This is a genomic window from Nocardiopsis ansamitocini, assembly GCF_030268225.1.
GTDB lineage: Bacteria > Actinomycetota > Actinomycetes > Streptosporangiales > Streptosporangiaceae > Nocardiopsis_D > Nocardiopsis_D ansamitocini.
On the sequence record NZ_BSQG01000001.1, the window covers coordinates 785127 to 810797 of the forward strand.

The 25671-nt window shown below is 68.3% G+C and carries 20 protein-coding genes; 11 read left to right on the forward strand and 9 right to left on the reverse strand.

Annotation, left to right across the window (positions count from 1 at the left end; translation table 11 throughout):
• Positions 1-35: 35 nt before the first annotated feature.
• From QSJ59_RS03595 to hrcA, 3 genes are read right to left on the reverse strand one after another with little or no spacing between them, the layout of a single operon-like run.
• Positions 36-779 (reverse strand): 16S rRNA (uracil(1498)-N(3))-methyltransferase, encoded by a 744-nt coding sequence (locus QSJ59_RS03595; RefSeq protein ID WP_285757229.1) that lies wholly within the window; start codon positions 777-779, stop codon positions 36-38.
• The gene (gene dnaJ, locus QSJ59_RS03600) at positions 776-1924 is read right to left on the reverse strand and encodes a molecular chaperone DnaJ (protein ID WP_285757230.1); all 1149 of its coding nucleotides are present in this window, start codon (positions 1922-1924) and stop codon (positions 776-778) included. The genes QSJ59_RS03595 and dnaJ overlap by 4 nt, the downstream gene beginning before the upstream one ends.
• Positions 1925-2938 carry a heat-inducible transcriptional repressor HrcA gene (gene hrcA / locus QSJ59_RS03605; protein WP_285757231.1) on the reverse strand — a complete coding sequence of 338 codons (1014 nt, stop codon included), beginning with the start codon at positions 2936-2938 and terminating at the stop codon, positions 1925-1927. It abuts the gene before it with no gap.
• 288 nt (positions 2939-3226) lie between these two features.
• Here hrcA and QSJ59_RS03610 point away from each other — a divergent pair, with 288 nt between their 5' ends.
• From QSJ59_RS03610 to QSJ59_RS03620, 3 genes are all read left to right on the forward strand, one after another.
• Positions 3227-4066, forward strand: a complete 840-nt coding sequence (locus QSJ59_RS03610; protein ID WP_285757232.1) for a DUF3097 domain-containing protein — start codon at positions 3227-3229, stop codon at positions 4064-4066.
• A 62-nt stretch (positions 4067-4128) separates the two neighbouring features.
• Complete coding sequence (locus QSJ59_RS03615; protein ID WP_285757233.1) at positions 4129-5352, forward strand: DUF4870 domain-containing protein; 1224 nt, start codon at positions 4129-4131, stop codon at positions 5350-5352.
• 184 nt (positions 5353-5536) lie between these two features.
• Positions 5537-6151, forward strand: coding sequence for a magnetosome magnetite crystal formation protein family (locus QSJ59_RS03620; RefSeq protein WP_285757234.1), 615 nt, complete (start codon positions 5537-5539; stop codon positions 6149-6151).
• 69 nt (positions 6152-6220) lie between these two features.
• On the opposite strand, the gene hemW is transcribed toward QSJ59_RS03620, so the two are convergent.
• From hemW to QSJ59_RS03635, 3 genes are all read right to left on the reverse strand, one after another.
• A complete protein-coding gene (gene hemW, locus QSJ59_RS03625; RefSeq protein ID WP_285757235.1) occupies positions 6221-7453 on the reverse strand; it encodes a radical SAM family heme chaperone HemW in 1233 nt (410 codons plus the stop codon).
• A gap of 102 nt (positions 7454-7555) precedes the next feature.
• Complete coding sequence (locus QSJ59_RS03630; RefSeq protein WP_285757236.1) at positions 7556-8206, reverse strand: MOSC domain-containing protein; 651 nt, start codon at positions 8204-8206, stop codon at positions 7556-7558.
• A 47-nt stretch (positions 8207-8253) separates the two neighbouring features.
• Positions 8254-9294, reverse strand: coding sequence for a LacI family DNA-binding transcriptional regulator (locus QSJ59_RS03635; RefSeq protein WP_285757237.1), 1041 nt, complete (start codon positions 9292-9294; stop codon positions 8254-8256).
• A 107-nt stretch (positions 9295-9401) separates the two neighbouring features.
• On the opposite strand from QSJ59_RS03635, the gene QSJ59_RS03640 reads away from it, so the two are divergent.
• Positions 9402-11033 (forward strand): glycoside hydrolase family 13 protein, encoded by a 1632-nt coding sequence (locus QSJ59_RS03640; RefSeq protein ID WP_285757238.1) that lies wholly within the window; start codon positions 9402-9404, stop codon positions 11031-11033.
• Positions 11034-11443: 410 nt separating this feature from the next.
• Here QSJ59_RS03640 and lepA read toward each other — a convergent pair whose 3' ends face one another.
• Positions 11444-13288 (reverse strand): translation elongation factor 4, encoded by a 1845-nt coding sequence (gene lepA / locus QSJ59_RS03645; protein ID WP_285757239.1) that lies wholly within the window; start codon positions 13286-13288, stop codon positions 11444-11446.
• 155 nt (positions 13289-13443) lie between these two features.
• Here lepA and QSJ59_RS03650 point away from each other — a divergent pair, with 155 nt between their 5' ends.
• From QSJ59_RS03650 to holA, 6 genes are all read left to right on the forward strand, one after another.
• Positions 13444-14463, forward strand: coding sequence for a hypothetical protein (locus tag QSJ59_RS03650; protein WP_285757240.1), 1020 nt, complete (start codon positions 13444-13446; stop codon positions 14461-14463).
• Positions 14464-14663: 200 nt separating this feature from the next.
• Complete coding sequence (gene rpsT / locus QSJ59_RS03655; RefSeq protein WP_285757241.1) at positions 14664-14933, forward strand: 30S ribosomal protein S20; 270 nt, start codon at positions 14664-14666, stop codon at positions 14931-14933.
• A 206-nt stretch (positions 14934-15139) separates the two neighbouring features.
• Complete coding sequence (locus QSJ59_RS03660) at positions 15140-16261, forward strand: ComEA family DNA-binding protein (protein ID WP_285757242.1); 1122 nt, start codon at positions 15140-15142, stop codon at positions 16259-16261.
• A 25-nt stretch (positions 16262-16286) separates the two neighbouring features.
• A complete protein-coding gene (locus QSJ59_RS03665; RefSeq protein ID WP_285757243.1) occupies positions 16287-18641 on the forward strand; it encodes a ComEC/Rec2 family competence protein in 2355 nt (784 codons plus the stop codon).
• Positions 18642-18711: 70 nt separating this feature from the next.
• Positions 18712-19632: an oxygenase MpaB family protein gene (locus tag QSJ59_RS03670; RefSeq protein ID WP_285757244.1), complete on the forward strand. Its 921-nt coding sequence runs from the start codon at positions 18712-18714 to the stop codon at positions 19630-19632.
• 124 nt (positions 19633-19756) lie between these two features.
• Positions 19757-20725, forward strand: a complete 969-nt coding sequence (gene holA, locus QSJ59_RS03675) for a DNA polymerase III subunit delta (RefSeq protein ID WP_285757245.1) — start codon at positions 19757-19759, stop codon at positions 20723-20725.
• A 23-nt stretch (positions 20726-20748) separates the two neighbouring features.
• On the opposite strand, the gene QSJ59_RS03680 is transcribed toward holA, so the two are convergent.
• Positions 20749-21957 carry an amidohydrolase family protein gene (locus QSJ59_RS03680; RefSeq protein WP_285757246.1) on the reverse strand — a complete coding sequence of 403 codons (1209 nt, stop codon included), beginning with the start codon at positions 21955-21957 and terminating at the stop codon, positions 20749-20751.
• Positions 21958-22241: 284 nt separating this feature from the next.
• The gene (gene hflX / locus QSJ59_RS03685; RefSeq protein ID WP_285757247.1) at positions 22242-23756 is read right to left on the reverse strand and encodes a GTPase HflX; all 1515 of its coding nucleotides are present in this window, start codon (positions 23754-23756) and stop codon (positions 22242-22244) included.
• Between the two features lie 304 nt (positions 23757-24060).
• Here hflX and aceB point away from each other — a divergent pair, with 304 nt between their 5' ends.
• Entirely contained in the window at positions 24061-25659 is a 1599-nt protein-coding gene (aceB, locus tag QSJ59_RS03690) for a malate synthase A (RefSeq protein WP_285757248.1), read from the forward strand.
• Positions 25660-25671 lie beyond the last annotated feature (12 nt).

A 25671-nucleotide genomic window follows, 5' to 3' on the forward strand; every position in this document is an offset into this window, starting at 1 on the left:
ACGATCAGCGTCCGGGGGCGCGCCCACGCGCGCGGCTACCAGCGCCCGCAGCGTGCCTGGAGTACCGCCAGCGCGGCGACACCGGCGGTCGAGGTGCGCAGGACCGTGGGGCCCAGCAGCGCACGAACAGCACCGGCGGAGTCGAAGGCCGCGAGCTCGGAGTCGGTGAACCCGCCTTCGGGTCCCACGACGGTCACGATCTCGGTCGCGTCCGTCGGAGCGGAAGGCAGTGCGACTTCGGACAATCGAATCGCCCCTTCCTCGTGGAGCACGATTCCCAACGAGGCAGCGGACAGCAGTTCCACGACGTCCCGGGTGGCAACCGGTTCGCTCACGTTCGGCACCCGGCTGCGGCGGGCCTGCTTTGCGGCGGAGCGGGCCGCTGAGCGCCACTTGGCCAACGACTTCGCCGCACGGTCGGCCTTCCACCGGGTGATGGAGCGCTCTGCAGCCCAGGGGACGACGGCATCGACGCCGGCTTCGGTCATCACCTCGACGGCGAGTTCACCGCGGTCGCCCTTGGGCAGAGCCTGGACGACCACCAGGCGGGGAGCCGGCGGGGCCTCGACGGTTCGCTCGTGAACAGCAAAGGTCACCGTGTCCTTTCCGACCGCGACGACCTCGCAGCGCGCTCTGGTGCCGGCGCCGTCGGCGAGGTGGACCACCTCGCCGACGGCGAGCCTGCGCACGGTGGCGGCATGGCGGCCCTCAGGACCGCCAAGCACCATCCGGTCACCATCGAGATCACCCGATTCGGTGAGGAAGACCGGAGGTGTCACCGGGCCCCGAACGCGTCGCGCAGACGGGAGAAGAGGTTGCCGTGCCCCGGGCTGAACTTGCCGGGCGGGTGGTCCTCCCCACGCAGCTCGGCGAACTTGCGCAAGAGCGCCTCCTGTTCGTCGTCGAGACGGCCGGGAGTCTCGACGGTGACGTGGATCAGCAGGTCACCGCGGCCCGCCTCGTTGAGGTGCTTGCATCCGCGCGCCTCCAGGGTAATGACCTGACCGGAGTTGGTCCCCGGACGCAGATCGATCTCCTCGTTGCCGTCGAGGGTCTCGATGGTCAGTGACGCTCCGAGGGCGGCCGCCGCCATCGGGACCGTGACGGTGCAGTGCAGATCGTCCCCGCGCCGCTCGAAGATCGGGTGCGGACGCTGCACGATCTCCAAGAAGATGTCACCGCGCGGACCGCCGTTGGGGCCGACCTCGCCCTCGCCGGCGAGCTGGATCTGGGTACCGTCCTCGACGCCCGCGGGAATCTGGACCTTGCGGGTGACGCGCTCGCGCACCCGACCCTCGCCGGCGCAGTCGGCACAGGGGTTCTTGATGGTGCTGCCCTGGCCGGAGCACTGCGGACACGGTCGGGTCGTCATGACCTGGCCGAGGAAGGACCGGGTGACCTGGGAGACCTCACCGCGGCCGGCGCACATGTCACAGGTCTCACGGTGACTGCCCGCGGCGGTGCCCTCACCATGGCAGGTGTCACACACGATGGCGGTGGGGAAGGTGACGTCCTTGGTGACGCCGAAGGCGGTCTCGGCGAGGTCGAGTTCGATGCGCACCTTGACGCTGCGCCCGCGACGTGCACGATCACGCGGTGAACGGCCGGCCTGCTGGCCGCCTCCGCCGAAGAAGGCGTTCATGATGTCGTCGAAGGGGAATCCCCCCGCGCCACCCCCGAACCCGCCCGGCCCGCCACCGCCCGCGGGGGCGAAGGGGTCGACACCCATGTCGAACATGCGGCGTTTCTCGGTGTTGGAGAGGACCTCGTATGCCTGGGCCACCTCTTTGAAGCGCTCCTGCGTCACCGGGTCGGGGTTGACGTCCGGGTGCAGCTCACGCGCGAGTCGACGATATGCCTTCTTGATCTCGTCCTGGGAGGCGTCTCGGCGGACACCGAGGATCTCGTAATAGTCTCTGGCCACTTACTGTCCCGCCAAGATCTGACCGACGTACCTTGCCACAGCGCGTACCGCTCCCATCGTTCCTGGGTAGTCCATTCGAGTCGGGCCGACGACCCCGAGCTTGGCAAGCGGCTGGTCACCGATGCCGTAGCCGGCGGAAATGATCGACGTGGTGTGCAAGCCCTCGTGTGAGTTCTCAGCCCCGATGCGTACTGTCAGCATCGACGGGTCGGCCGCCTCACCCAGCAAACGGATGAGGACGACGTTTTCTTCCAGCGCCTCCAGGACGTCGCGAAGACTGGTGGAGAAACCCTTCGCGGCGAGGTTGGCGGTACCACCGAGAACGACCTTCTCCTCGCGCTTCTCGACCAGGCTCTCCATCAGGACCGAAAGCACCGCGTGGGCGAGGGGGCGGTCGTCTGCGGGAATCTGGGCGGGAATCGTGGAGACGGTCTGCGGGACGTCGGTGAGCCACTTGCCGATGAGGGCACGGTTCAACACGCTGCGCAGGTTCTCGACCGCCTCATCGGTGACCGACAGCAGTCCGTCGATGACACGCTGATCCACTCGGCCGGTGTCGGTGATGAGCACCATCATGACACGCTGCGGCCCCAGTGGGACGAGTTCGATGTGTTGGACGCAGGACCGCGTCAGGGACGGGTACTGCACGACCGCCACCTGGCGGGTCAGCTGGGCGAGCAGGCGAACCGTGCGGGCCACGATCTCGTCGAGGTCCACGGCGCCGGACAGGAAGGTCTCGATCGCACGCCGCTCCGGCCTGGACAGCGGCTTGACGGTCGAGAGCCGGTCGACGAAGAGCCGGTAACCCTTGTCCGTGGGGACCCGCCCCGCACTGGTGTGGGGCTGGGCGATGTAGCCCTCCTCTTCGAGGGACACCATGTCGTTGCGAATGGTCGCCGGGGAGACTCCAAGGCTGTGCCGGTCGACCAGCGCCTTGGAACCTACGGGCTCGTTCGTGGACACGTAGTCCTCGACGATGGCACGCAGCACCGCGAGTTTGCGGTCGTCAAGCACGCGCTCACCTCCTGCTGGCACTCCGTGGTCTCAAGTGCTAATTCTACGCCGCAGAGCAAGCCTGCTCCGGACGGCGCTGAATCGGTCCGGCCCGGCGCACCTCCCAACGGGCTCCTTCCCGGCAGTTCCGCAGTATTTTTGCAGCTGGACGACTTTCTCGAATCGATGCCGCCCCGAGCCCCGCCGGCGGGAGCGCTCGATGGCGACGATCCCCACACGGCCGGCCAACACGCCATGGGCCGGGGGGAACCCCCAAACGGTCGGGGGAGGTCGCTAAAATCCGGGGCCGTGTCTTCTCACTCCCCGAAATACGGCAACGACGTACTGGCCGGAGACTGGCGCCGCCCCCGTAAGGGCAGTGTGCCCGAGGTTCCGGCCCAACGGGGCCTCGTCGCGGAATCGGCCGACGAGGGCTTCTGCGGCGCGATCGTCGCCTGGGACAAGCAGACCGTCACACTTGAGGACCGCGCCGGACGCACCCGGGTGTTCGATCTCGCCCCGGCGGCCTTTCTGATCGACGGTGCGCCGGTGACCCTGGTACGCCCCTCCCCGACCGTCTCCAGCGCCCCGCTGCGCAGTGCGTCGGGTTCCGTCGCCGTTCGTGACGTCAGATCGCGGGTGGCCAAGGAGAGTCGGATCTACGTGGAGGGCGCCCACGACGCGGACCTCGTGGAGAAGATCTGGGGCCACGACCTGCGGGTGGAGGGCGTGGTTGTGGAATACCTGGAGGGTGTGGACCATCTTCCCGACGTCGTGGCGGAGTTCTCCCCCGCCCCTCAGCGACGCCTCGGTGTACTGGTGGACCACCTGGTGGACGGGTCGAAAGAGAGTCGGATCGCCGGCCAGGTGACCTCCCCGCACGTTCTGGTCGTGGGGCACCCCTACATCGACGTGTGGGCCGCGGTGAAACCGGCGACCGTGGGAATTCGTCGCTGGCCGGATGTTCCTCGGGGGATTCCCTGGAAAGAAGGGGTACTGGACGCACTCGGCTGGCGGATGGAGCCGGGCGAAGCGTGGCAGCGCATCCTCGGTTCGGTGCGGTCCTACGCGGACCTGGAACCTGAGCTGCTCGGACGCGTCGAAGAATTGATCGACTTCGTCACTGCCCCCCACCTGGACCGGCAATAGGCTCAGGAGCAGGGACCGGCGTGTTCTACGGCCCACCGCAATCGGCATAGCCAAGGGAAACCATGAGCGAGACACCTCCCAACTACCCGCCACCCCAGGACGGCCCTCCGGGCCGTGAGCCGGACCACGGCACGCCTCCCCACGGCGAACAGCCCGGCGGCCAGGCCGACAGCGGCGGCCAGCAGGGCTACGGTCAGGAACAGCACGACGAGCAGGCCGGACACGGGCAGTCCTCCGGGGGACGGCCCGGATACGGCCAGCCCTCGGGCGGACAGCCCGGCTACGCGCAACCCTCCGGTGCGCAGCCGGGGTACGGCCAAGCCCAGCCCCATCCGGGATACGGCCAACCCGGGTACGGACAGGCCCAGCCCGGATACGGCCAGCCCTCGGGCGGACAGCAGGGGTACGGCCACCAGCAGCCCGGGTACCCGCAGGGCCCACCGGAGAACCAGGGACAACCGTCCGGGGGAACTCCCGGCTACGGACAGCAGCAGTACCCCGGCTACGGCCAACAGCCCGGATACCCCCAACAAGACGCGCAGCCCGGATACGGCCAGCCCTCGGGCGGACAGCAGGGGTACGGCCAGCCGTCCCCGCAGGGCTACGGACAGCAGCAGTACCCCGGCTACGGCCAACAGCCCGGATACCCCCAACAAGGCGCCCAGCCCGGATACGGCCAGCCCTCGGGCGGACAGCAGGGGTACGGCCAGCCGTCCCCGCAGGGCTACGGACAGCAGCAGTACCCCGGCTACCCCCAGCAAGGGGAGCAGTCCTCCGGTTACCCTCAGCCGAGCGCGCAACCCGGATACGGCCAGTCCTCGGGCGGCTACCCCGGATACGGCCAACAGGAGGCCGTCCAGCAGGGCTACGGACAGACCGACTATCAGCAGGGCGGAACCGACCAGTTCGGGCAACCTGCGGGTGGGGCGGACCACCAAGGGGAGACCACCTGGGCGATGATCCCGCACCTCTCCGGGGCGATCATCGCCTGCGCCGGCTGGTTGCCGGCTCTGGTCGTCTTCCTGATGAAGAAGGACAGTTCCCCGTTCGTACGCCACCACGCGACAGAGGCCCTGAACTTCCAGCTGACCCTGCTGATCCCCTACATCATCAGCACGATCGTCTTCATCGCGCTGGGCATCTACAACCCGGGGCTGTCACCGATCGGATCGGGGCTGCTGATGGTCGTCTGGCTGGTCTCGATCATCTTCGGGGTCCTCGCGGCACTCGCGGCCAACAAGGGTGCGCTGTACCGCTACCCGGTCGCGCTGCGGATGGTGAAGTAGCGGGAACCCCGATGGTGGCGGACCCGTCCGAGTGAAGGAATGGTTCGCCACCCACCGAACGGCCTTACTGGACGGCCGCCGCAAAGCCGTTCAGAATCGCCACCAGGGCCATGCGGTGGCGACCGCGATGTCCAAGCGCCCACGTGCTGCGCACCCCACACGGGACGGAAGACGAGGACCGATCATGAGCAACGCCTACCCGCCCCCGAACGGCCCCGACGGCCAGGGCGGCCATGGATCAGACCCCTACAGCACCGGGGGGCAGTCGGGCTACGGCCAGCAACCGCCGCCCGGGTACGGGCAGGCCCCCGGAGGGGAGCCCGGATACGGCCAGCCTTCCGGGGGGCACGCCGGCTACGGCCAGCAGCCTCCCCAGCAGGGCTACCCCGGCGGTTACGACGCCCCACAACCGCCGCCCGCATACGGCCAGCAGCCCGCATACGGCCAGCAGCCCGGATACGGCCAGCGTCCCGGCAGCAGCGACGAGAACACCTTCGGTCTGCTGATCCACCTGAGCGGAATCCTGGTGTCGTTCCTCGGCCCGCTGGTGTTCTACCTGGTCAAGAAGGATGAGTCTCCCTACCTTCGACACCATTCGCTTGAGGCGCTCAATTTCCAGATCGTGATGCTGATCGCCAACGTGGTCTCCATCATCCTGGGAGCCGTCACTTTCGGCATCCTGGGCTTCCTGCCGTTCGTGGTCTGGGTCGTCAACATCATCTTCTGCGTCCTGGGCGGCATGGCTGCCAACAAGGGCGAGATGTACACCTACCCGTTCAACATCCGAATGGTGAAGTAGGCAGCCCTTTCGTCCGACGTGTATGCCCCCGGCCGCCCGGCGAATTCCAGCGGCCGGGGGCATACGCGTTCAGGTCAGATCACGGACGAGCGCGTCGGCCAGCAGGCGTCCGCGGGTGGTGAGGACCGCGCGTCCCCGCGCATGGTCGGAGGCGGCGAGCAGGCCCTCGGCCACGGCCCGGGCGGCGGCGGCCCTGCCGTCGTCGTCGAGCAGGTCGAGAGGGCAGCCCTGGAGGATGCGCAGCTCCAGCAGAATGCGCTCGAAGCGCCGGTCGTCCTCGTTGAGGACCTCTCGCGCCTGGGCCGGGGTTCGCCCCTCCGCCAGTCGCGCGGCGTAGGCGGCGGGGTGTTTGACGTTCCACCACCGGGTGCCCCCGATATGGCTGTGCGCTCCCGGACCGACCCCCCACCAGTCCCCGCCGGTCCAGTAGAGCAGGTTGTGCGCACTGCGGGCGTTTTCGCCGGCCGCCCAGTTGGACACCTCGTACCAGTGCAGTCCGGCAGCGGTCAGTCGCTCGTCCGCCATCAGGTAGCGATCGGCCATGACGTCGTCGTCGGGCGGGGTGAGCTCACCCCTGCGCACCCGGGCAGCCAACCGGGTGCCCTCCTCCACGATGAGCGAGTAGGCGGAGACGTGGTCGGGGCGCGCTGCGACGGCCGCGTCCAGCGACTCCTTCCAGTCGGCGTCCGTCTCCCCTGGTGTGCCGTAGATCAGGTCCAGGTTGACATGATCGAACCCGGCCTCTCGTGCCCAGTCGACGCACTGTTGCGGACGTCCGGGGGTGTGGGTGCGCTCCAACACCTGGAGCACGTGGGGACGGGCGCTCTGCATACCGAAGGAGACCCGGGTGAACCCGGCGTCGCGCAACCGCTTGAGATAGTCGGCGTCCACTGTCTCCGGGTTGGCTTCGGTGGTGACTTCGACGCCGGGGGCAAGACCGAAGCGGGTGTCGATCGCGGCCAGAATACGGCCGAGGTCCTCTACGGGCAGCAGCGTCGGGGTACCGCCGCCCACGAAAACGGTGCTGACCGGGGTGGCGCGCTCCCCCAGGACCCTACGGGCGAGGTCGAGTTCACCGATGGCCTGGTCGGCATAGGTGTCGCGGGAGGCCGTGACTGATCCGTCCCGCGAACGCAGCTCGGCGGCGGTATAGGTGTTGAAGTCGCAGTAGCCGCAGCGGGTGACGCAGAACGGGACATGGACGTACATTCCGAACGGCCGGTCACCGAGCCCGTCGAGCGCGGTCGCGGGCAGGGCGCCGTCATCGGGCACGGGGTCACCGTCGAGGGGAACTGAAGGCATGTCTTCAGTGTCGAGCACGCCCGGGACCTGATGCGCCAGGTGCACGGGCGGGCGGGGCGCAACCGCACGGGTACGGCCCGCACGAGCCGCATCACCGAAGGGCTACCGCAGGCCCAACTGCTTCTCGACTCGGGCCAGTGGTTCCTTCCACGTGTCAGAGCGTCCCGGAAGGGCCATTACACGACGCAAGAGGTCGAGGTCGCGTTCGTAGCCGGCCCGAAAGGCGGAACTGATGTCGATGCCGTGGTCGGGGCGGTGCTCGATGTGGACCTCGTCACCGGCGCCGATCTCCCCTTCTTCAAGAACGCGCAGGTAAGCGCCGGTTCGGGCCTCCTCGGTGAAACGCTTGACCCACGCCTGGGCGTCGATCCAGTTCCTGAACACCGCGCAAGGGGTGCGGGGCAGCACCACCTCCAACAGGGCATCTCCGATGCGCCAGCGCTCGCCGATCAGCGCCTTGCTGACCGTCAGCCCTCGCGTGGTGAGGTTTTCCCCGAAGACACCGTCGCGCAGCGGCCGTCCCAGCCGCTCCTGCCACAGATCGAGCTCTTCACGAGCGTAGGCGTAGACGGCCTGGTCGGGACCACCGTGGTTGGCGGTGTCGGCCTGCTCGTCGCCGTCGAGGCCCAGGGTTTGGGCACGGACCCTGCCCTGGACCGGATTTTTGTCGATGGCGGTGCGCTTGAGTGTGCCCGCCCATTCCGCGTCCACGGCTCGGCCGACATTGACCGACTGCACGATCCCCTTGTTCATGGGGAGAACGTTACGCGAATGGCGGCCGTTTCCGATGCCGCCGCTCCTCACCCCGCGGCAGCGGCCCGTGTGGGCTCGGGCGTACGGGCAGCGGCTCCGGTGGAGCCCCGCACGACGAGTTCGGGGTCGAAGACGTACTCGGTACGGGAAGCCGCATGGCCGGCGATCTCGTCGCACAGCGCGCGCACAGCGGCCAGCGCCATTGCCTGGATGGGCTGGCGGACGGTGGTCAGCGGGGGATCGGTGAAGGCGATGAGCTGGGAGTCGTCGTAACCCACGACGGAGCAGTCCCCTGGGACGGAGAGCCCCCGCTGTCGAGCGGCGCGGACGGCACCCAGGGCCATCAGGTCCGATCCGCACACGATGGCGGTTACGCCTCGGTCCAACAACCTGGACGCCGCGGCGTGCCCGCCCTCCACCCCGAAGAGGGAGAGTTCGACCAGGTCGTCGCTCTCCAGTCCCTTGGCGGCCATCGCTTCCTTGAAACCGGCCATCCTGCGTCGGACCGGCACGTAGCGTTGCGGGCCGCTGGCGAACCCGATCCGGGTGTGACCGAGTGCGGCCAGGTGGTCCACCGCCAACTGCGCCGCGTAACGGTCGTTGGGCGAGACGAAAGCCGCAGGAAGGCCGTCGACGAAGCCGTTCACCAGGACGATGGGGAGTCCGCGGGCGAGCAGGGCCCGGTATCGGTCGTGGTCGGCCGTGGTGTCGGCGTGCAGGCCGGAGATGAAGATGATTCCGGAGACATTGCGTTCCAGCAGCATCTCCACGTACTCGTCCTCGGCTATCCCGCCGGGGGTCTGCGTGCACAGCACCGGGGTGTACCCGTGCTGGGCCAGCGCACCCTCGGCCGCCTGGGCGAACAAGGGGAAGATCGGGTTCTCCAGCTCGGGAACGACCATTCCGACCAACCCGGCGGAGCGCTGGCGCAGCCGGGCCGGGCGCTCGTAACCGAGGACGTCCAAGGCGGTGAGAACGGCCTTGCGGGTTTCCGCGCCGACCCCTGGTTTGTCGTTGAGCACTCGGGAAACGGTGGCCTCGCTGACCCCTGCCTGGCGGGCGATGTCAGCGAGTCGAGGTGAGGCCATGCGAGCACTCTAGTGGACAAACCGGTTTCATGATTGAAAGAGATCGGTAATCTTGCGCAAGTAATTTCAGCCAGTCGTCATCGTTCCGGCGATACGAAGGGACCCCTATGCAGTCGTCTCCCGAAAGCGCGCCCGCCACCCCTGCATCCCGCAGTGACTGGTGGCGTGAAGCGGTCATCTACCAGGTCTACGTTCGCAGCTTCGCCGACTCCGACGGAGATGGCGACGGTGATCTGCGCGGTATCCGTGAGCGCCTGCCCAAACTGGCGGCGCTCGGCGTGGACGCCGTCTGGCTGACGCCGTTCTACGTCTCCCCCCTCGCCGACGGAGGGTACGACGTCGCCGACTACCGCGACGTCGACCCGCGCTTCGGCACCCTCGCCGACTTCGACGACCTGCGCGCATCGGCGCACGGGTTGGGCATCCGGGTGATCATCGACATCGTCCCCAACCACACGTCGTCGGCCCACCCCTGGTTCGATGCGGCGGTGACAGCCGAGCCGGGGTCCCCCGCGCGCGACCGCTACGTCTTCCGTCCGGGCAAAGGTCCTGACGGCGACGAGCCGCCCACCAACTGGAACTCGATCTTCGGCGGTCCGGCCTGGACCCGGCTCAAGCGGCCCGACGGCACACCCGAGGAGTGGTACCTCCACCTGTTCGACCCCGAACAACCGGACTTGAACTGGGAGAACAGTGAGGTTCGGGCGGAGTTTGCGGATGTTCTGCGATTCTGGCTCGATCGCGGGGTGGACGGATTCCGCATCGACGTGGCACACGGAATGGTCAAGGACCCCGCCCTGCCCGATATCGCCGAAGGACAGAAGGCCGACCTGCTGGACGGCCACAGCCGTCTGCCCTACTTCGACCAGGACGGCGTGCACGAGATCTACCGCGAGTGGCGAGCGATCGCGGACTCCTACCCGGGCGAGCGCGCTCTGGTGGCCGAGGCGTGGGTCGAGGACGCGGACCGGGTCGCGCGCTACCTGCGTCCCGACGAACTGCACCAGGCGTTCAACTTCGAGTACCTGACCGCCGATTGGGATGCGACGGTCCTGCGCGGGGTTGCGCAACGGTCGCTGGCGGCCAACGCGGCCGTGGGCGCACCCACTACCTGGGTCCTGTCCAACCACGATGTGACCAGGCACGTCACTCGATTCGGTGGAGGCGACCACGGCCTGGCCAGGGCCCGCGCGGCGGCCCTGCTGACGCTGGCGCTCCCCGGATCGGTCTACCTCTACCAGGGCGAGGAACTGGGCTTGCCCGAGGTCACCGACCTGCCGGAGGACGTTCTCCAGGATCCGACCTGGAAGCGTTCGCAGTACACCGAGCGTGGCAGGGACGGTTGCCGGGTCCCGTTGCCGTGGGAGGGCGAGGAGGCGCCGTTCGGGTTCGGTTCCAGCGCGGAGCGGGCCTGGCTGCCGGTACCGCCCGAGTGGCGGACCCTGACAAGGGAGGCCCAGGAACGCGACGCCGGTTCCACCCTGTCGCTGTACACCGCGGCGCTGCGCCTGCGCAGGTCGGAGCCGGCTCTGGGCGATGGGGCGATGCACTGGGGCGACGCCCCCGAGGAGGTCCTGGTCGTCCACCGCGATCCGGGGTTCTCCTGCGTGGTCAATTTCGCTCCCGAACCGGTGACGATGCGCTGGGAGGGCGAGGTCCTGCTGGGCAGCGGTCCCCTACGGCTCGCCGAGGGCGTACTCGTCCTGCCCGCCGACACCGCGGTGTGGCTGCGCCGCTGATCCGTGCCGCACACTGGGGCCCGAACAACCGTTCGGTCCCCAGTGTTTTGCGAAAATAATTGAAATTTGTTCCAAAATTTGCAAAAAATTGCTAACGCCGCACGCCGCCTCCCCAGAGTCGCGACGGAGAACACCCCGTAAACGAGTTCCTGACCGCCAGTGTCTTCCTGCGCGACCCCGGGGGGCCAGACCCTGACGGTGGGGTGGTGCGGGCTGATCTCGGGCGAGCGCAACGCCGACTTCTGGGTCTTCCCAGCAGGAACGATCCTCATCGCCGTCTCCACCCTGGCGGTGTCCTGGTTCCTGCAACGGTACATCGTGGAAGGTCTGACCAGCGGATCGGTCAAGGACTGCCCCGTAACGCGGCTAAGGAGCGGGACACCCGGCCCGCTCCTTGGCCTCCCACGGCACTACTTCTTCTTCGCGTCCTTGCCGTCGCCGCCCGAGTCGGTGGACAGCGCAGAGATGAACGCCTCCTGCGGCACCTCGACCCGGCCCACCATCTTCATGCGCTTCTTGCCCTCCTTCTGCTTCTCCAGCAGCTTGCGCTTACGGCTGATGTCGCCGCCGTAGCACTTGGAGAGCACGTCCTTGCGGATCGCACGGATGTTCTCGCGGGCGATGACCCTGGCACCGACGGCCGCCTGGATCGGAACCTCGAACTGCTGGCGCGGGATGAGTTCGCGCAGCTTCTTGGTCATGGCCAGCCCGTAGGAATAGGCGTTCTCCTTGTGGACGATCGCCGAGAACGCGTCGACGGTCTCACCCTGTAGCAGGATGTCCACCTTGACCAGGTCGGCGATCTGCTCGCCGGAGGGCTCGTAGTCCAGCGAGGCATACCCCTTGGTGCGCGACTTGAGCTGGTCGAAGAAGTCGAAGACGATCTCGGCGAGCGGAAGCGTGTAGCGCATCTCCACCCGGTCCTCGGACAGGTAGTCCATCCCTTGGAGGTTGCCGCGACGGCTCTGGCACAGCTCCATGATCGGACCGACGAAGTCCGAGGGCGAGAGCAGCGTGGCCCGGACCATGGGCTCGCGGACCTCGGCGATCTTGCCCTCGGGGAATTCGCTGGGGTTGGTCACCGTGTGCTCGACGGCGTCTTCCATGCGGACCTGGTAGACCACGTTGGGCGCGGTGGAGATGAGGTCGAGGTTGAACTCGCGCTCCAGGCGGTCCCGGGTGATCTCCAGGTGCAGCAGACCGAGGAAACCGCAACGGAAGCCGAAACCGAGCGCCGCGGAGGTCTCTGGCTCGAACACCAGTGCCGCATCGTTGAGCTGGAGCTTCTCCAGCGCATCACGCAGCACCGGGTAATCGGTGCCGTCGATCGGGTACAGCCCCGAGAAGACCATGGGCTTGGGCTCGCGGTAGCCCGAGAGGATCTCGGTCGCGGGCTTGGTCGCGGAGGTGACGGTGTCACCGACCTTGGACTGGCGTACGTCCTTGACCCCGGTGATCAGGTAGCCGACCTCACCGACACCGAGGGAGGCCACCTTGGTGGGCTCGGGCGAGCTGACCCCGATCTCCAGCATCTCGTGGGTGGCGCGGGTCGACATCATCTGAATGCGCTCACGAGTACCGAGCTGGCCGTCGATGACCCGGACGTAGGTGACCACGCCCCGGTAGGTGTCGTAGACGGAGTCGAAGATCATGGCGCGCGCGGGCGCGTCGGCGTCGCCGACGGGCGGCGGGATCTTGGCGACGATCTCGTTGAGCAGCTCGTCGACCCCGACACCGGTCTTGGCACTGACCTTCAGTACGTCGGAGGGCTCGCAGCCGATGATGTTGGCGAGCTCGGCCGCGTACTTCTCCGGCTGTGCGGCCGGGAGGTCGATCTTGTTGAGCACCGGGATGATGGCGAGGTCGTTCTCCAGGGCCATGTACAGGTTGGCCAGGGTCTGGGCCTCGATGCCCTGGGCCGCGTCCACCAGCAGGATCGCGCCCTCACAGGCGGCCAGCGAGCGGGAGACCTCATAACTGAAGTCGACGTGTCCGGGGGTGTCGATCAGGTTGAGCACGTAGCTCACGTCGTCGGTGGCGGTGAAGGGCAGCCGGACGGCCTGCGACTTGATGGTGATACCGCGCTCGCGCTCGATGTCCATGCGGTCGAGGTACTGCGCACGCATCTGGCGGGCTTCGACGACACCGGTCAACTGCAGCATCCGGTCGGCCAGGGTCGACTTGCCGTGGTCGATGTGCGCGATGATGCAGAAGTTTCGGATCAGCGCGGGATCGGTCCGGGTTGGCTCTGGCACCGTGGTCCGTTCACATTCGTCGAGGTGGCATGGGCGTGACGCGGCGGTCGTGGTGGGGCGCGCGGCGTCGGTAGGCGTGCCCCCATGGTCCCATGCCCCGAAAGTTGGGGGATACCACGGGCGAGAATGGGACAGGCCGACTTCGACCAGGCTATGTGACGCTCAACAACCGGGAGACAACGGTGCGGTGGCTTCTCCAACGTATCCTCGCAGGTCTGGCCGCCGTTCTGGTGGTGGCGATCGGCGCTGGGACCCTGCTGGCGATGCAGTTCTCCGGGGAGGAGGCTCCTTGGGCGGCGTCCTCCGGCGAGGACTCCGCCTGGTTGGGCAACGTCTGGGTGAGCGGTGGGCGCGGACCTGCCGAGTTCGCCGAACTCTCCCCTCGGCTGAGCATGTTGTCCGAGGTCTACGTGCACGTGGGTGAGATCGGCCCGGACGGCACGGTGGACCCCGGGGGGTACGCCGGCGCGGAGGCGTTCCTGGACTGGATGGGGCAGGAACTGCCGGAGGTGCGGGTCCTGGGCTGGCTGAGCCACACCGCGGAAGGCTCTTCGCTGACCAGGGACCGGTTCCCCGAGGACGCACGGGCGCGCATAGCCGAGGGCTCGGCCGATGTAGTGGCGGCCGGGTTCGACGGCGTGCACTACGCGATCACACCGGTCACCGTGAACGATCCGAGTTTTCCCGACCTGTTGGAACGGGCCCGCGAGGCGGTCGGTGACGAGGCGTTCATCTCGGTGGACGTCCAGCAGCTCGAACTCATCCCCGGTATGCGGCTGCCGGTCTTCTTCGCCGCCCGCGGCGAACGGTACTGGTCCAAGGGCTACCTGATCCGGGTGGCGGAACTGGTGGACGGAATCGTGATCCGCGGCCACGGGACAGGGATGCCGACGCAGTCGCTGTACGGCGGGTTCATGGTGCGTCAGACGGTGCTGGCGTTGGAGACGGTGCCGGAGGGGGTGACGGTGCATATCGGCGCTCCGTCCTTCGACCACGAGGGGTGGGGGCCGGTCTCGGGCGCGGAGAGCGTCGCGGGGGCCGCACGAGCGGTGCGCATCGGACTGACCGAGCACGGCGAACGGGAGGGATTCGGGATGGCGCTGTACGTGTTGGACGACACCGACCCCGACGACTGGGCGGAATTCGAGACCGGCTGGCTGAATCCGCCCTCCTGAGCGGGGTACGGTGCGAGCACTCCCGAACACGGGGCATAATGGAAACCCGTGTCTCGGGCGTTCCACGTTCGGTTTGAGCCCTTCGGACTCACCCACCACGTCGATATCCGCCGCGGACCCTTTGTGGATCGGCTGCCCACGCTGGCGATCCGCGCGTATTTTCGACGCATGATCTGACATTAACTGGAGCACGTTTTCGCATGGCGAACATCAAGTCGCAGAAGAAGCGCAACCGGCAGAACGAGAAGGCCCGGATTCGCAACAAGTCGGTGCGCTCGTCGCTGAAGACGGCCATCCGCAAGTTCCGCGAGGCCGCCGAGTCCGGCAACGTCGAGCAGGCCACCGTGCTGCAGCGCGACGCCTCGCGCAAGCTCGACAAGGCTGTCAGCAAGGGCGTCATCCACCAGAACCAGGCCGCGAACCGCAAGAGCGCGATCGCCAAGCGTCTGGACACTGTGAAGAGCGCCTAGCAGGTTATCCACAGAGCCGCCCGCACCCTTTCGGTGCGGGCGGCTCTGTCGTACGCCGCGAAGGGGCTGCCGTCGATGTGCTCCCCCGGGCCGGTCGACGCCCCGACAGCACCGGTGGTCTTCCACGGGGCCATGGGGTACGTGACTGTCCACAGGCCCGCTTTCCCTCCCGACTCGTCCCGGTGGATGTTCCTAGCGTTGATGGCATGATTGCCCCTCGCCGATCGTCACCGCCTCCTGACGCCTCCTCGGCCCTGCGATTGCAGGCCGCCCTCACCGACCTCTCCCCCACCGCACCGGCTCCTGCCCCCGAGCCGTTTCCTCCGCCGCACGAGCTCGACGCACTGCCGGCGCCGCCCTACGCCCTCCGGCCGGCACAGCAGGGAGGGAGGCGACGCCGGCTCTCGCCAGCCCCTTCCTCCCCGGGGTCCTCCGGCAGCACGGGGCGTCGCAGGCGAAACGACACCCCGACCTCCGACGAGCAGGGGCAGGCTCCGCCCATGGACGCACTGCCGAGGCGGTCCCGGGTGCGCGAGCGGATCGCAGCGTCCCCGCCGGAGGGCCGGGACACGACCGGGTCCGTGCCGTCCGGGACCGCCGAACCGCCGCCGGGGTACCTGGAGGTGCGGGAACCGACGGCACGCACCGGGGCGCTCGCCGGCCTGACCGACCGCTTCCTCGGGGAGGACGGCGAACGCCCCGTTTTGACCTCTGCCGGGGTCAAAGCATTGGCGGGAGTGTGCGCGACGGCGGTAGCGCTCACCTGTTGGCTCGTGCTCCGCGACCGCCCCGACCCCGTGCCCGCGCCGGTTCTGCGCGCCGACAGTTCCCCCGTGCCGTCCCCGGAGGAGACGTCTTCGGAGCAGACGGCCGACGAGGCGGGGACGGGTGAGGTCGTGGTGCACGTGGGCGGCGAGGTCGAATCCCCCGGCGTCCTCACCCTTCCCTCGGGTTCCCGGGTGGCCGACGCCATCGAAGCGGCCGGCGGAATCGCACCCGACGCCGATCCCGGCCTGCTCAATCTGGCCCGCCCCCTGGTCGACGGCGAACAGGTTCTGGTGGCCGTCACGCCCTCTCCCGGCGTTCCCTTGCCCCCTGATCCTGTCCCCCCGGGCATGCCGCCCCTTCTCCTCGACCTCAACAGTGCGGGGCCAACAGAGCTGGAGACGCTGCCGGGGGTGGGGCCGGTGCTGGCCCAACGGATCATCGACCACCGCACCACCAACGGCGGGTTCACGTCGGTGGAGCAGCTCCGCGACGTCACCGGAATCGGGGACCGTCGGTTCGAGGAGCTGAAGGACGCGGTACGGGTCGGCGCAACGCCATGAACCATCGTGTCCCGGTGGAGCCGACGTGAGCTACTTGGGCACCGACTCCCCCGTCTCCCCCGGCCGGGCGGACGCACGGCTGTGCGCTCCTGCCGTCGGGCTGTGGGCGAGCGTACTGGTCTCACTAGGCCTCCCCGCCTGGGCCTCGCTCGGGGCAGGTGTCGGCCTTGGCGTGGTCGCGCTGGCCCTCGTACCGCTGCTGCGCGCACACCGTCCGCCCGCGGGGATACCGCTTCTGGCAGCCGTCGTGGTCTGCGCGGCGGGCGGCACCCTGGTGGTCGCCGGGCGCACGGCGACCCTGGAGCGGAGTCCGGTGGCCCAGCTGGCGCAGGACGAACGGCACGCGCACCTGGGGGTGCGGCTCACCCGCGATCCGCGCCCGCGGGTGAGCACGCTCGTTCCTGGGCGCGCAGAGTTCACCGTGGAGGCCACAACAGAGTGGGTGACGGTCGATGGCACGCGGGTGCCTTCCCGGGTGCCGGTGGTACTGCTGACGCACGGGGAAGAGTGGCGCGACCTCGTCCCCAGCCAGCGGATGCAGATCTCGGGCAGGATCGTCCCCGGTGGGGAGGACGGGCTGATGGCCGGGCTCGTGCTGGTGCGCGGTCCTCCGGCAGAGGTGGGGGCGCCCTCGGCTGCGCATGCCTGGGCCGCGCTGGCCCGCGCCCGGCTGCGCGAGACGTGTGCGGTCCTTCCCCGCCCCGAACAGGGTCTGCTCCCCGCGTTGGTCGTCGGGGACGTCTCCAGGCTCGACGAGGAAACCTCCGAGGTGTTCCGCGCCACCGGGATGACGCACCTTTTGACGGTCTCCGGAGCGAATCTGGCCGTCATGACCGGAGCAGCGCTGGGTTCGGCACGCCTTCTCCGCCTCCCCAACTGGTGCGCGGTGGCCATGGGCGCGGGGATGATCGCGGTGTTCGTGTTACTGGCCCGTCCCGAGCCGAGCGTGCTCCGAGCAGCGTTCATGGGGGCGGTGGCCCTGTTGGGAATCGCCCTCGGCCGTCCCCGGATCGGACTGGCCGCCCTGTCGGCCTCGGTGATCGGTCTGCTGTTGTTCGCGCCGGAACTAGCCGCCTCCCACGGGTTCGCGCTGTCCGTGCTCGCCACCGGGGGAATCCTGCTGCTCGCCCCGACATGGCGAGACACGTGGTCGGCGCGCCTGCCCCGGTGGCTGGCCGAGGCGATCGCCGTGACCCTGGCAGCGCAGGTTGCCTGCCTGCCGGTATTGGTTCTGCTGTCGGCCGAGGTCAACTGGGTTTCCGTTCCGGCCAACGTGCTCGCCGGTCCGGCGGTTCCGGTGGCGACGGTGGGCGGTTTCGCGGTGGCCGGACTGGGCCTGTTCGCCCCACGGGTGGCCCAGTCCGTCGTGGAGGTCCCGGGAGCGGCGGTCGGCTGGATCGCCGCGGTGGCGCATACGGGCGCGGCGGTTCCGGTTGCTGCCCTGCCCTGGCGTGCGGACGGGGTGGGCGCGCTGCTGCTGGCCGGGGTGGTCGCGGTGCTGCTGGCCGCCCGGGGGTGGTTGCGGCGGGCGCTGGGTGCGTTGGCGGGTTCCGTCGCGGGCGCGGTGTTGCTGGTGACATGCACGGCTCCGGACTGGCCTCCGCCGGGGTGGGTGCTGGTGGCCTGCGACGTCGGGCAGGGGGATGCATTCGTGCTGGCAGCGGGGGGTGATCAGGCGATCGTGGTCGATGCGGGGGTCGACCCGCGTGCGGTTGACCGGTGTCTGAGGACTCTTGGCGTGCGGGACGTGGTGCTGTTGGTCCTCACCCATGACGACGCCGACCACGTCGGCGGTACCGCGGGCGTACTTCGGGGCAGAGCCGTGCACTCGGTGTTCACCCCGCCCGGGTTCGATTCTCCAGCGGTCACCCGGGCGCTGGCCGGTGCGGGGACCGAGCGGCACACCGTCGCGGCAGGGCAGCGCTTCGTTGTCGGGCCGTGGCAGCTGACCGTGCTGTGGCCCTCGACCGGTACCGGGGGCGACTCCAACAACCGCAGCCTGGTGGTTCTGGCACGCTGGGTTTCTCCGGTCCGGACGGAAACCGCCTCCTCGTTCTCGGTACTGCTCACCGGAGACATCGGGGAGTCTGCGCAGCGCGGTCTGCTGACCGAACCCGCGACCCGCTCGGTGGACGTGCTCAAGACCCCGCACCACGGTGCCAGAAGCCAGTCCGCGCGATTCCTGTCCGCCACGCGTCCTCGGATCACCCTCACCTCGGTAGGCACGGGCAACCGTTACGGACACCCCGCCCCCGAGGTGTGGGCGCTGCTGGAAGGTCTGACTCCCGCCTCGTACCGCACCGATGTGCACGGCGACATAGCGGTACTGCCGGGCACCGGCGCACCCGCTGTGACCTGGCGCGGCCCTCTGGACCGATGAGAGGAGAACGATAGGCGCCCGTTCACCGAAATGGCGGCGAACAGGCTGACCGAAACCTACAATCCCATGGATGGATGATCCGACTTTTTCCGACGACCACCAGTTGCGCCGTGTACTTCGCGAGGCGACGATCCTGGTGGGGGCCGGTTACGCAATCGTCCTCCAGGTTGCGCATCCCGGTGTGGGCCAGGGGGTCTACGACCACAGCGATTTCGCGTCCCGCCCACTCGACCGGCTCCGTGGGACCCTCACCTTCATCTATGGGGTGGTCTTCGGCACCAGGGAGGAAGCCGACCAAATCGGCCGAATCGTGCGGGCCATGCACAACAAGGTCACCGGCCCCGGGTATCACGCGCTCGACCCCGAGCTACAACTGTGGGTGGCCGCGACACTCTACGCATCGGCGCTGCGCACCCACGAGCTCTGTGTGGGTGCCCTCACCGAGGCGCAGAAGGACGAGATGTACGCCCAGGGCGCGGTGTTCGCCACCTCCTTGGGCTGTCCGGCCGAGCGGTGGCCGGCCGACCGGGTGGCGTTCGCCGCCTACTGGACCCGCACCATGCAGGACATGCACACCACGGACGCAACCCAGGCGGTCCTCCAGGAGCTGTTCCTTCCCGACAACGCACTGCTGCGTCCGGCTGCACGCGCACAGCGGTTCATCGCTACCGGTTTGCTCGCCCCGGAGCTGCGCGAAGAACTCAGCCTGGCCTGGAGCGCGCGGCACCAGCGCAGGTTCGACCGCTTGTTCGCCCTCGTACGGGCCGTTTATCCCCGGCTGCCGGTGATCCTGCGTACCGCGCCCAAAAACCTGTACATGCGGAGCATGCGCCGCAGGGCAGCACGCAACCGGCTCTACCACCGCCCCAAGGGGCACGTACGTACCTTGCGCGGCCTGGCCGCGGCACAGCGGGCAGCGGAGCTCCAGCGGCCGCAGAGCGGGGTCTCCCGGTTCCCCGAGGTTCGGCCGGAGAGCGAATCGGTCGGGTAGCGGCCCACGGGTCCGCACACGGAACCCGGCGCCCCGGTTCCCTGTTGGCCACGCCCCGACCGCTTCAGAGGCGGCGTTGACGCGAGCGGGCCCGGTGGTCACCTCGGCATGGCATCCTGCTTGCATGGCCTCCGCTTCCCTGCCTCCGCTGTCCGTCATCGTGGGCGACGAGGAACTCCTCGTCGACCGTGCGGTGGCCGAACTCGTCGCGGCGGCACGCACCGATGATCCAGACGTGGACGTCCACGATCTTGTTCCTGCTCAGGTCAGCGCGGTGAAACTGGTGGAGGTGACCTCCCCCTCGCTGTTCGGGGAGCGACGCGTGGTGGTGTTGCGCTCCGCCCAGGACCTCACCAAGGAACCAGCCGGCCAGGTCACCGGGTACGTCACCGACCCGGCCGACGACGTCCTCCTGGTCCTGGTGCACGCGGGAGGTGCCAAGGGCAAGGCATTGCTGGACTCCGCCTTGAAAGCAGGGGCTCATCGAATCAACTGTGCCAAACCCACCAAGGCGACCGAACGGCTCAAGTTCGTCAAGGACGAGTTCTCCCGTGCCAAACGTCAGATCGCCCCGGATGCCGCCCAGGCGCTGATGGACGCGGTCGGCAGTGATCTGCGCGAGCTGGCCGCCGCCTGTACCCAACTGGTCGCCGACACCGAAGGGCGCGTGGACATGGCCGCCGTGGCCCGCTACCACAGCGGTCGGGCCGAGGCATCGGGGTTCACCGTGGCCGACCGCACGGTGGAGGGCCGGCTTCCCGAGGCCCTCGAACAACTGCGGTGGTCGTTGTCGGTGGGAATGGCACCGGTACTGATCAACAGCGCGCTTGCCAGCGCGGTGCGCGGTATCGCGGTGGCCGCGCAACCACCGCGTGGAATGGCGGAGGCCGAACTCGCCAAGCGGGCCAAGGTTCCGCCGTGGAAGCTCAAGACGCTGCGCCAGCAGGCCCGCGGCTGGACCCCGCAGGGGGTGGCGTATGCGTTGCGCGTGGTGGCGGAGACCGATGCGCTGATCAAGGGGGCGGGCCGCGATCCGGCCTACGCCCTGGAGCGCGCGGTCATCGAGATCGCCACGGGACGCGCCCGTCGCTGACGCGGAAGGACCCGGGCGGGCGTCTAGCGGATGTTCTCCCCGCCGCGCCACACCCGCATGGCCTTGAGCCCGTGGGCCCAGGCGAACGCGCCCTCGTGATCGGCATCCCACTGGACGATGTCGGCGAGCCTTCCCGGGGCGATGAGCCCGCGGTCGTGGGCGTTGAGGGCTGTGGCACCGCCGACGGTGGCCGCGCGCAGTGCCTCGTGGACGCTGAGCCCGTACAACGAGATGGCCATGGATATGACCAGCGACATCATCGTGGATCCCGACTGCGCGGGGTTGTGGTCGGTACCGAGCGCCACCGGGACGCCGTGGTCGAGCAGGGAACGCACCGGCGGGGTACGGCGCTCGTACATGGAGGCCGTGGGGCAGATGACAACAGGGGTACTGGATTTGGCCAGTGCCAGGAGGTCGTCGTCATCGGTCTCGTGCAGCAGATCCACCGAGGAGCACTGCATGTCGGCGGCCATGCGGACCGCGCCGTGCCGGGGTTTGGCACAGGCGTGCATACGGGTCTGGAGTCCGTTGGAGCGTCCCATGGACAGCAGCCAGCGCGCGTCCTCGGGGGTGAACTGACGACTGTCGCAGTAGACGTCCACTCCGTCGGCGCCGGCCTGGGCCGCGTCGCCCAGCCATGACCCGACCGCCTGGACGTAATCACGGGGACGGCCGAAGTACTCCGGGGGCACCGCATGGGCGGCGAAGAAGGTGACGTGGAGCCGGGGCATGCCCGGTTCTTCCTCGAGCGACCGCAGCAGCCGTACATCGGCGAGCTCGCCGTCGCGGGTCAGGTGGTACCCGGTCTTGGCCTCGACCGTGGTGGTTCCCCACAACAACCAGTGCCGGAGCCGGTCGCGCACGTCGTTGCACAGGGTCCAGGGATCGGTGCCACGGGTCACGGTAACGGTGGACGCCACGCCGCCGCCCGCGGCAGTGATCTCTGCGTCCGAGGCGCCGCTGGAGCGCATCATGACTTCGGCCCAGCGGTTGCCCGCGTAGACGGGGTGGGTGTGGGCGTCGATCAAACCGGGGGTGACGAGACCGCCACCGGCGTTCTCGATCTTGTCGGCGTCCACGATGTTGTCGATCACACCGGGGATGCTCTGAGGGAGTTCGGACGCCGGACCGACCCAGGCAATCCGGTCGTGCTGGACGATGATCGCAGCGTTACTGATCAGGTCGGTGCCTGTCCATAGTCGCCCGATATTCGTCAGCAGTCGTACCGTCATCGTCTCACCGCTCGCCCGCCCGCGTTGTCACGGCCTCCCGCCCCACACGGTTGCACGGGGACAGTTATCACACGACCTCATATGCCGATTTATGGTGATGCCCAGGCCGCTTCGAGGGGAAGGAATCCGGGCGGCCGGTGAAGGCCCTTAGGGCCCCACCTCACGTTGGTGAAGGCAACCGTAGTTCATAGCGAGATCGGATGTACACCTCTGCCGGCAAACAGCGATGGCGGAACACCCGTGGGAGTTCCGCCGTCGCTAGGCGTACTGGCAGGCCCGGACCGCTAGATCTGCGCGGTAGCGTACTCGTCGAGCTGATTGGCCAGCATCTCGGGTACCCATGCGTGCAGAGCGGTGCCGGACTCGGTGTGCTTCTCGCTGAGGATACGTCCCTCTTCGTACACTCTGGACACCAAATCGCCCCGCTGATAAGGCACCAGAGCCCGAACCTCGCGCTCAAGCTGGGGCAACGCACCCGAGATCGAATCAATCAATTCATCGATGCCCTGCCCCGTCCGCGCCGAGACCTCGACGGCACCCGGCAGACGGGTCCGCAGCTGTTTGAGCACGGTGGAATCGGCCGCATCGGTCTTGTTGATGACGATCAGCTCGGGAACATCCGAGGCATCGATGTCGGCGAGAACCTCGCGAACCGAGGCGAGCTGCTGCTCGGGGTCGGGGTGCGAGCCGTCCACGACGTGCACGATCAGGTCGGCGTCGGCGACTTCTTCCAGTGTGGAACGAAACGCCTCGACCAATTGGTGCGGCAGGTGCCGGACGAAACCGACGGTGTCACTGAGCGTGAACGCGCGGCCGTCGGGGGTACGCGCCTGACGAACGGTGGGGTCCAGCGTGGCGAAAAGGGCGTTCTCCACCAACACCCCCGCGCCGGTGAGTCGGTTGAGCAGGCTGGACTTGCCGGCGTTGGTGTAGCCGGCGATTGTCACTGCCGGCACCTGCCGGGTACGCCGCTTGTCGCGCTTGATGTCACGGGCGACCGACATGTGTTGCAGTTGCCTGCGCAGCCTGGCCATCTTGGCGTTGATCCGTCGACGATCGGTCTCGATCTTGGTCTCACCAGGGCCACGCAGCCCGACACCGCCGTTGCCACCGCCTCCACCGGCACCACCGCCCTGTCGGGACAGCGAGTCGCCCCAGCCGCGCAGGCGGGGCAGGAGGTAGGAGAGCTGGGCGAGCTCGACCTGGGCCTTGCCCTCGCGACTCCGCGCGTGCTGGGCGAAGATGTCGAGGATCAGGGCGGTGCGGTCGATCACCTTGACCTTCACGACCTCCTCCAGCTGGCGCAGCTGGCCGGGGGTGAGCTCACCGTCGCAGATCACGGTGTCGGCGCCGGTGCTCTCCACGATGTCGCGGAGTTCCACCGCCTTGCCGCTGCCGACGTAGGTCGCGGGGTCGGGCTTGGAGCGACGCTGGGTCACGCCTTCCAGGACCATCGCCCCGGCGGTTTCGGCGAGTTGCTTGAGCTCGACAAGTGAGTTGTCCGCGTCCAGCTGGGTTCCGCTGGTCCAGACACCGATGAGGACGACGCGCTCAAGGCGCAGCGACCGGTACTCGACCTCGGTGACGTCCTGAAGCTCGGTGGAGAGCCCGGCGACACGGCGTAGCGCGTGGCGCTCCTCGAGTTCGAGTTGGCCCTGGTCGGGAACGTCGGAACCGCGGCGGCTCTCCGCGTAGGTCACTCCATCGGCATCTGCGTCGTCGATGACGATCGCGTCGCGCTCGGCGTCATCGCCGTCGAAGGGATCGTGGTCATTGAGAGCAGTGCGTGTCATATCCATCCAGGAAGTAGTAACGCTCGGAGTACCGCGGTTTCTTCCCCGATCGTCCCATGCGGCTCGGGGAACGGCACCTGCATTTTTGCCGGTGACCCCATGCCGCTTGCGTGCCCGTCGAGGCATGGGTGAATCGGAAGGACCATCGTTTTTACCGTCGCTTGGCGCGAAAAGAACACGGTTCCTGCTGCTGGGAACAAATTTCGCCACCTTGCCCGGTGGGCACAGCGTTGACCACGCCTTGCCGGCAGAGTAGCGTCGGATTCCGCATCCCAGAATAAAATTTCGCTTTGCGGAAGGCAGGGTTTTCATGGGCGCCACCACCGGAGTCGAGGTCACCGGCCCGCTGCACGACCGGTACGACGAGATCCTCACCGATGAGGCCCTCGAACTGATCGCCGGTCTGCACCGCACGTTCGAGGCGCGCCGCCAAGAACTGCTCGCCGAACGCAGGCATCGCCAGGACCAGATCTCAAACGGCTCCGACCTTGACTTTCTCACCGAGACCACGGACGTGCGCGCCGACTCCGACTGGCGCGTGGCCCCGCCGGCACCGGGCATCGTGGACCGCCGCGTGGAGATCACCGGCCCGACCGACCGGAAGACGACCGTCAACGCCCTCAACTCCGGGGCGAAGGTGTGGCTGGCCGACTTCGAGGACGCCAACACCCCTTTGTGGGAAAATATGGTCGACGGTCAGCTCAACCTGCGCGACGCCCTCGATCGCACGATCGACTTCACCAGCCCCCAGGGCAAGTCCTACGCGCTCAAGGACGACTCCGAACTGGCCACCATCGTCGTGCGCCCCCGTGGCTGGCACCTCGACGAGAAGCACATCCTGGTCGACGGCCGGCGGGTCAGCGGAGGCATCGTCGACTTCGCCCTGTACCTCTTCCACTGCGGTCGCCGCCAACTCGCCAAGGGCAAGGGGCCCTACTTCTACCTTCCCAAGCTGCAAGGGCACCGCGAGGCCCGGCTGTGGAACGAGATCTTCGTCCGTGCCCAGGCCGAGCTCGGCATCGAGCGCGGAACCATTCGTGCCACCGTCCTGATCGAGACCATCCCCGCGGCCTTCGAGATGGAGGAGATCCTCTACGAGCTGCGCGAACACTCCGCGGGCCTCAACGCCGGGCGCTGGGACTACCTGTTCAGCATCATCAAGACGCACCGCACCCGGGGCAGCCGCTTCCTGCTGCCCGAACGCAACGCCGTGACGATGACCGCGCCGTTCATGCGCGCCTACACCGAGCTGCTGGTCAAGACCTGCCATCGGCGCGGGGCCCACGCGATCGGCGGCATGGCAGCGTTCATTCCCAGTCGCCGCGACGCAGAGGTCAACAAAGTCGCCCTCGCCAAAGTCCGCGAGGACAAGTCCCGTGAATCCGGCGACGGCTTCGACGGCTCCTGGGTCGCCCACCCCGACCTGGTGCCGATCGCGCGAGAGGTCTTCGACGACGTTCTGGGGGACGAGCCCAACCAGATCCACCGACAGCGCGACGACGTGCACGTCTCGGGCGCGGACCTGCTGGACGTGGCCGGCGCCGGAGGCGGGGTCACCGAGGCCGGCCTGCGCTCCAACGTCAACGTGGCCCTGCAGTACCTCGCGGCGTGGCTGGGCGGCAACGGCGCCGTGGCCGTCCACAACCTGATGGAGGACACGGCGACCGCCGAGATCTCGCGCTCCCAGATCTGGCAATGGCTGCACAACGACGTCGCTCTGGACGACGGCACACCGGTGACAAAGGAACTGGTCGAACGTCTGATCCACGAGGAACTGACGGCGATCCGCGCGACGGACAGGCTCGACCCGGCGCTACTGGACCGGGCGAGCGCCCTGTTCACCGATGTCGCACTGGACGACGACTACGCCGACTTCCTCACTCTTCCCGCCTACGAGCAGATGCCCTGAGCGCTCCGGTCC